Origin of the sequence: Streptomyces sp. WAC06614 (assembly GCF_003949795.1) — a bacterium.
Taxonomy (GTDB): Bacteria; Actinomycetota; Actinomycetes; order Streptomycetales; family Streptomycetaceae; genus Streptomyces.
The window spans coordinates 1-4,934 of record NZ_RPRY01000428.1 but is presented as its reverse complement, the minus strand read 5'-3'; the positions used below and the strand labels follow the sequence as shown (position 1 = coordinate 4,934).

The window sequence follows — 4,934 nt, the reverse complement described above, 5'->3', positions numbered from 1 at the left end:
CCTGTACGAGGGGCGTGAGCCGGTCCGTCCCGCCGGCTGGCTCTCCTGGCACGTCCACGTGCCCGCCGACGCCGGCGGGACGGACCGGCTCACGCCCCTCGTACAGGAGCACCTCCCCGCCCTGATCGCACCGCTGCGGTCCGCGGGCCTGCTGCGCGGCTGGTTCTTCATCCGCTACTGGGAGGGCGGCCCGCACCTGCGGATCCGGCTGCTGCCCCATCCCGCCGCCGGACCCGGTGCCACCGCGCAGGCCCTGGACGGCGCCGTACGACGGGTCTTCGCCGGCCTGCCGCACGACGGTCACGACCCCGACGGCTACCTGGCCTCGATCGGCGACCTGGCGGCGGCCTCCACCGCCTCCGACCCCACGGTGGACCCGTCGACGGCCGCGAGGGTCCTGCCGCCCGGCGTCCACGCGGCCGTCTACGTGCCAGAGACCGACCGCTACGGCACCGGGGCCGCGCTGGCGGCGACCGAGGAGGTGTTCCGGCACTCCAGCGAACTGGCCCTGCGCGCCGCCGGTTCCGGCCTGGACGAACTCCGCACCCGGCTGCTCGGGACCGAGGTCCTGCTCAAGGCCGCCGCCCTGGCCGGCCCCGGCGTCGGCCGAGGCGCCCACCCAGGTGCCGGCCCGGACGGCGGAACCGACCCGGTCCTGGCCCAGTTGAGGGCCCACGCCGCCTACTGGAGCCGTTGGTCCCGCTCCGCCCCGCGCGAGGTGTTCCCCGTCGCGGACCTCGCACGGCACGCCGCCGAGTGGGCCGAACTCCTCATGGCCCGCGGGCGGGTGAGCGCGGCGGCCCTGACGGCCCGCGCCTCGGCCGTGTCGCCCTGGTCCGAGGCGCTGGCCGGTCTCGTCGCGCGGCCCGCCGGCACGCCGACGGGCCTGCTGATCTCCCACACCCATATGACCCTCAACCGCCTGGGTATATTCGTGCATGATGAATACATTTTGGCGGAGGTCGCCGCCCGGCTCCGGGCGACGGCCGGCGCCGACACCGAAGGGGCGAGGCGTGACTGACACCGCCGGGGGCGGTTCCCGGACCGCGACGGCCACCCTGCTGCACGCGCGGGACGTCCACGTCGCCTACGCCGACGAGGTCGTCCTGGACGACGTAGGCCTGGCCCTGGAGCCCGGACACTGTCTCGCGCTCGCCGGGGCCAACGGCTCCGGCAAGTCCACGCTGCTGCGCGTGTGCGTGGGCCGGCAACAGCCCGACCGGGGCGAGGTCGCCTTCGCCGGCGCCCCGCCCCGCGAGGCGGACCCCGCCTTCCGGCGGGAGGTCGGACTGCTCCTCGACGGTGCCGAATGCTTCCCCGACCTGACCGTCGCCGAGCACGTCCGCATGGTCGCCACCGCGCACGGACTGGGTTCCGACGCCGGGCCGGCCGCCGACCGGGTGCTGGCCGGACTCGGCCTGGAACACCGGGGCGACGCCTTCCCCGAGGCCCTCTCGGCGGGCCAGCGGCAGATGCTGCTGCTCGCCTCGGTCCTGGTCCGCCCGGCCCGGCTGATCGTCGTCGACGAGCCCGAGCAGCGCCTCGACACCGCCGCCCGGCGGCGGCTGGCGGCCGCGCTGCGGACGGCCAAGGAGGCGGGCACCGCCGTCCTGCTGGCCTCGCACGACCGGGCCACGGTCGAGGAGGTCGCCGACCGGGTGCTGCTGCTGGACCGCGGGCGGGTGGCCGCCCTGGGCGCCCCGGCCGAGGTGACGGGCGCGGCGGAGGTGTCACCGTGGCGGTGACCACCGACGGCCCGGTCGGCGGCCGCGACGCGTCCGACGCCGACACGGGTACCACCACCGGGACGGAAGCAGAGGCGGCCGCAGCCGCAGCCGCGGCCACCGGCACGGCCCTGGCCACCGCGGCGCGCCTCCGGCGCGAACGCGGCGCCGGCCGCGCCCGGTTCGACGACCTGTGGACCTGGGCCTGCGCGGCCCTGTCCGCGCTGGTGGTCCTGGCCGGGCTGGTCGAGGCGGCGCCCGGCATCGGCCAGGGCCTCGGCTGGTCCGGCGGGCCGGCGGCCCGCGCCGTGGTGGTCGGCACCACCCTGCTGCTGTTCGCCGGCGAACTGGCCCTGTGCGTACGCCTCGGCCCGGTGCTGCTGAGCCCCGCCGAGATCACCTGGCTGCTGCCGCTGCCCGGGGACCGGGGCCGGTTGCTGCGGCCCCGGCTGGTGCGGGCCGTGGCGGTGGCGGGCGCGGCGGCGCTCGGCCTGGGCGCGCCGGCCACCGCGCTCGCCCTGGCCGTACAGGGCGTGTGGCGGCCCGAGGTCCTCCCCGTGACCCTCGGCGCCCACCTGGCACTCGCCTGCCTCGCCGTCGGCCTGGGCACCGTGGTCGAGGCCCGTCCGGCGCCGGCCGGCCCGGTCCGCCTGCTGGGCCGCTGCCTGGCGGTGCTCGGCGCGGCCGCGCTCGCCGTGGGCGGCCGGGTGCCCGCCGTGACCGAGGTCGCGGCCTGGTCCGGCCCCTGGGGCTGGGCGGGCGCGGCCACCGCCACGGTGTCCGCACACGGTTCCGCCTCCGCCCTCGTCCCGGCAGCGGCCCTGCTCTGCCTCGCCGCATCCGCGGCGGTGGCCCTGCGGGCCGCGTTCCGCTCCCTCTCCCGCATGCCGACGGACGCGCTGCTGGCCCGCGCCCGTACCGGCCGGCAGGTCACCCAGGGCGCGACGCTCCTCGACCTGCGCGCGCTCACCCTGGTCCTGCAGTCCACCGGCGGCGGGCGCCGCCGCCCGGCGGTGCGTCTCCCGATGCCCCGCGCCCCGTGGGCGGTACCGCTGTGGCGGGATGCCATGGTCCTGCTGCGCCATCCCTGGCGGCCGGTCCTGGCCGCTGCCGTGCTGGCCGCCGGTTTCGCGCAGCTCCGGGTGGTGGCCGACCGGTTGGCCGAGCCCGCCGGGTCCGGGCCCGGCCCCCTCGGGGCAGCAGCGCTGGGCCTGTTGCTCGTCGTACCGCCCTACCTCGCGGCGGTCGCCCTCGCCGAACCCGCCTACCAGGACACCGACCGGCCGCGCCGGGCCCTGCTGCTGCCGCAGTCGCCCGGTGGGCAGGCCGTCGCCCACCTGGCGGTACCGGTCGGGCTGCTCTGGGCCGCGGGCGCGGTGGCGTACGCGACCGCCGCACTGGCCGGCCCGGCCACCGGCCCGCTCACCGCGTACGCCACGGCCCTGCTGCTCGCGGGGCCCGCCCTGGTCGGCACCGCCCTGGTCGGCGCGTACCGGGGCGCCCCCCGCTACGACCTGCTCGCCCTGTCCCTCGACTGGTACGCGGCGGTCCCGTTCGTGCTGTGGCGGCTGGCTCCGGCCCTGGCCGCGGGCTTCGTCGCGGCGCCGTACCTGTGGCACGTGGCGTACGTACCGGCCGCCGGCCCCGACGAGGACACCCTGTGGCTCGCCGTACGGTCCGCCGTCGTCCTGGCCTGGGCGGTACGGCGGATCGCCCGGCAGGCCCGCGACCTGTGCGGGTGACCGCGACCGTGACGGTGACCGTACGGTGCACGTCCTGCCCGTCCTGCCCGTCGGGTGCCCCTCCTGGCCGGGCAACGGTCAGGGACCTGCTCAGGACCAGGCCGGACCAGGCCGGACCAGGCCGGACCAGGCCGGACCAGGCCGGACCAGGTCAGGACCTCGTCAGCACCCGGTCCAGTCGGGACAGGGCGGCACGCCGCTGGACCAGGGCCAGGCCGGTCACGCCCGCGCCGAGGGCCAGCCAGCCGGCCGGGCCGGCCGCCATGACCGCGCCGGTCAGCAGCAGGGGCCCCACGGCCTTCTGCACCGAGGGGGAGATCCCGGCCACGCCCAGGTACGAGGCCTTGGCCGCGGGCGGGGCCAGCGAGACGGCCAGTTCCCAGGAGGACACCGAACGGACGAGCTCGGCCGCGGTGACCAGCGCCGCCGCCGACAGCAGGACCAGGGAGGCGGCCCACGGGCCCTGGGCGGGGGCCAGGGCCATGAGGGCGCACGTGCCGAGCATGAAGACCCCGTACCAGGCGACCGCGCCGGCCGCCTGCCGCGGCGTGGCCACCCGCTCGGAGACGGTGAGCTGGAGGACCACCACCAGCACGGTGTTGAGGGCCAGGAAGGCCGGGACGAGGGCGTGCGGAGCGGTGGTGTGGTGGACGAGCCACAGGGGCAGCCCGACGTTGAGGATCGCGTCGTCGAGGTTCATCGGGACGTCCAGCAGTACGAAGCGCAGGTAACCGCGGTCCCGCCAGGGTGACTTCGCGCCGTCGGTGGTCGCCGGGGCGTCGACGGCCGCGTCCGCGTCCGTGGGTGCGGCGGCGACCAGCCGGCCGTGGCCGCGCGGTTCCCGGGTCCGCCACACCAGGACCGCCGCGGCGAGGAAGGAGGCGGCGTTCGCGAGGATGAGCACCTCGTACGCGGTCCGGGTCCCCACCGCGAGGCCGACGGCGGCGATGCCCGCGCCCACGGCGTACCCGGCGTTGGCGACACTACGGAACAACGCCTGGTAGATCGCCCGGCGTTCACCCGCCACCCGGGTGGCGAAGAGCATCTCCAGGGTCTTGGCGGCCCGGTCGCCGAGGTGCGTGAGGGCCACGATCAGCAGCAGGGCGTCGAACCGGGTGACGGCGAGCATCGCGCACAGGGCGACGAGGCGCAGCAGGTGACAGGCGATCAGGAGGTGGCGCACGGCGAACCGGTCGGCCAAGTGGCCGGCGAGCGGCGAGCCGACGACGCCGGCCACGGCGGCGGCCCCGAGCATCAGCCCGAGCCGGCCCGCGTCGAGGCCGACGACGAAGGTGAAGTACAGCACCGAGGACGCGCCCCACACCCCGGTGCCGGTACGGTCGAGGAACTGGCTGAGCAGCATGATCCGCGCATCCCGCCCGGGGGGCGGGATGCGCGGATCATGCTGCTCAGCCAGTTCCTCGACCGTACCGGCACCGGGGTGTGGGGCGCGTCCTCGGTGCTGTAC

General features: G+C 77.3%; 4 protein-coding genes. 3 read left to right on the top strand and 1 reads right to left on the bottom strand.

Translation table 11 applies throughout. The annotated features are described in order from the left end of the window. The 3 genes from EF918_RS32405 to EF918_RS32395 all read left to right on the top strand — a co-directional run. A partial coding sequence (locus EF918_RS32405; protein ID WP_185922022.1) for a thiopeptide-type bacteriocin biosynthesis protein occupies window positions 1–1,021 on the top strand: 1,021 nt, incomplete at its 5' end. Continuing rightward, on the top strand, window positions 1,014–1,745 hold the full coding sequence (locus EF918_RS32400) for an ATP-binding cassette domain-containing protein (protein ID WP_260610869.1): 732 nt from the start codon (window positions 1,014–1,016) through the stop codon (window positions 1,743–1,745). The genes EF918_RS32405 and EF918_RS32400, both read left to right, overlap by 8 nt. Then, window positions 1,736–3,466 carry a DUF6297 family protein gene (locus EF918_RS32395; protein WP_125652483.1) on the top strand — a complete coding sequence of 577 codons (1,731 nt, stop codon included), beginning with the start codon at window positions 1,736–1,738 and terminating at the stop codon, window positions 3,464–3,466. Before EF918_RS32400 ends, EF918_RS32395 begins: the two co-directional genes overlap by 10 nt. Before the next feature lie 151 nt (window positions 3,467–3,617). On the opposite strand, the gene EF918_RS32390 is transcribed toward EF918_RS32395, so the two are convergent. Further along, the gene (locus tag EF918_RS32390; protein WP_125652482.1) at window positions 3,618–4,829 is read right to left on the bottom strand and encodes an MFS transporter; all 1,212 of its coding nucleotides are present in this window, start codon (window positions 4,827–4,829) and stop codon (window positions 3,618–3,620) included. Window positions 4,830–4,934: the final 105 nt, after the last annotated feature.

Bases quoted from the DNA above. Each gene is read 5' to 3' on its own strand.
- EF918_RS32390 (WP_125652482.1), bottom strand. From the start codon at position 4,829: ATGCTGCTCAGCCAGTTCCTCGACCGTACCGGCACCGGGGTGTGGGGC.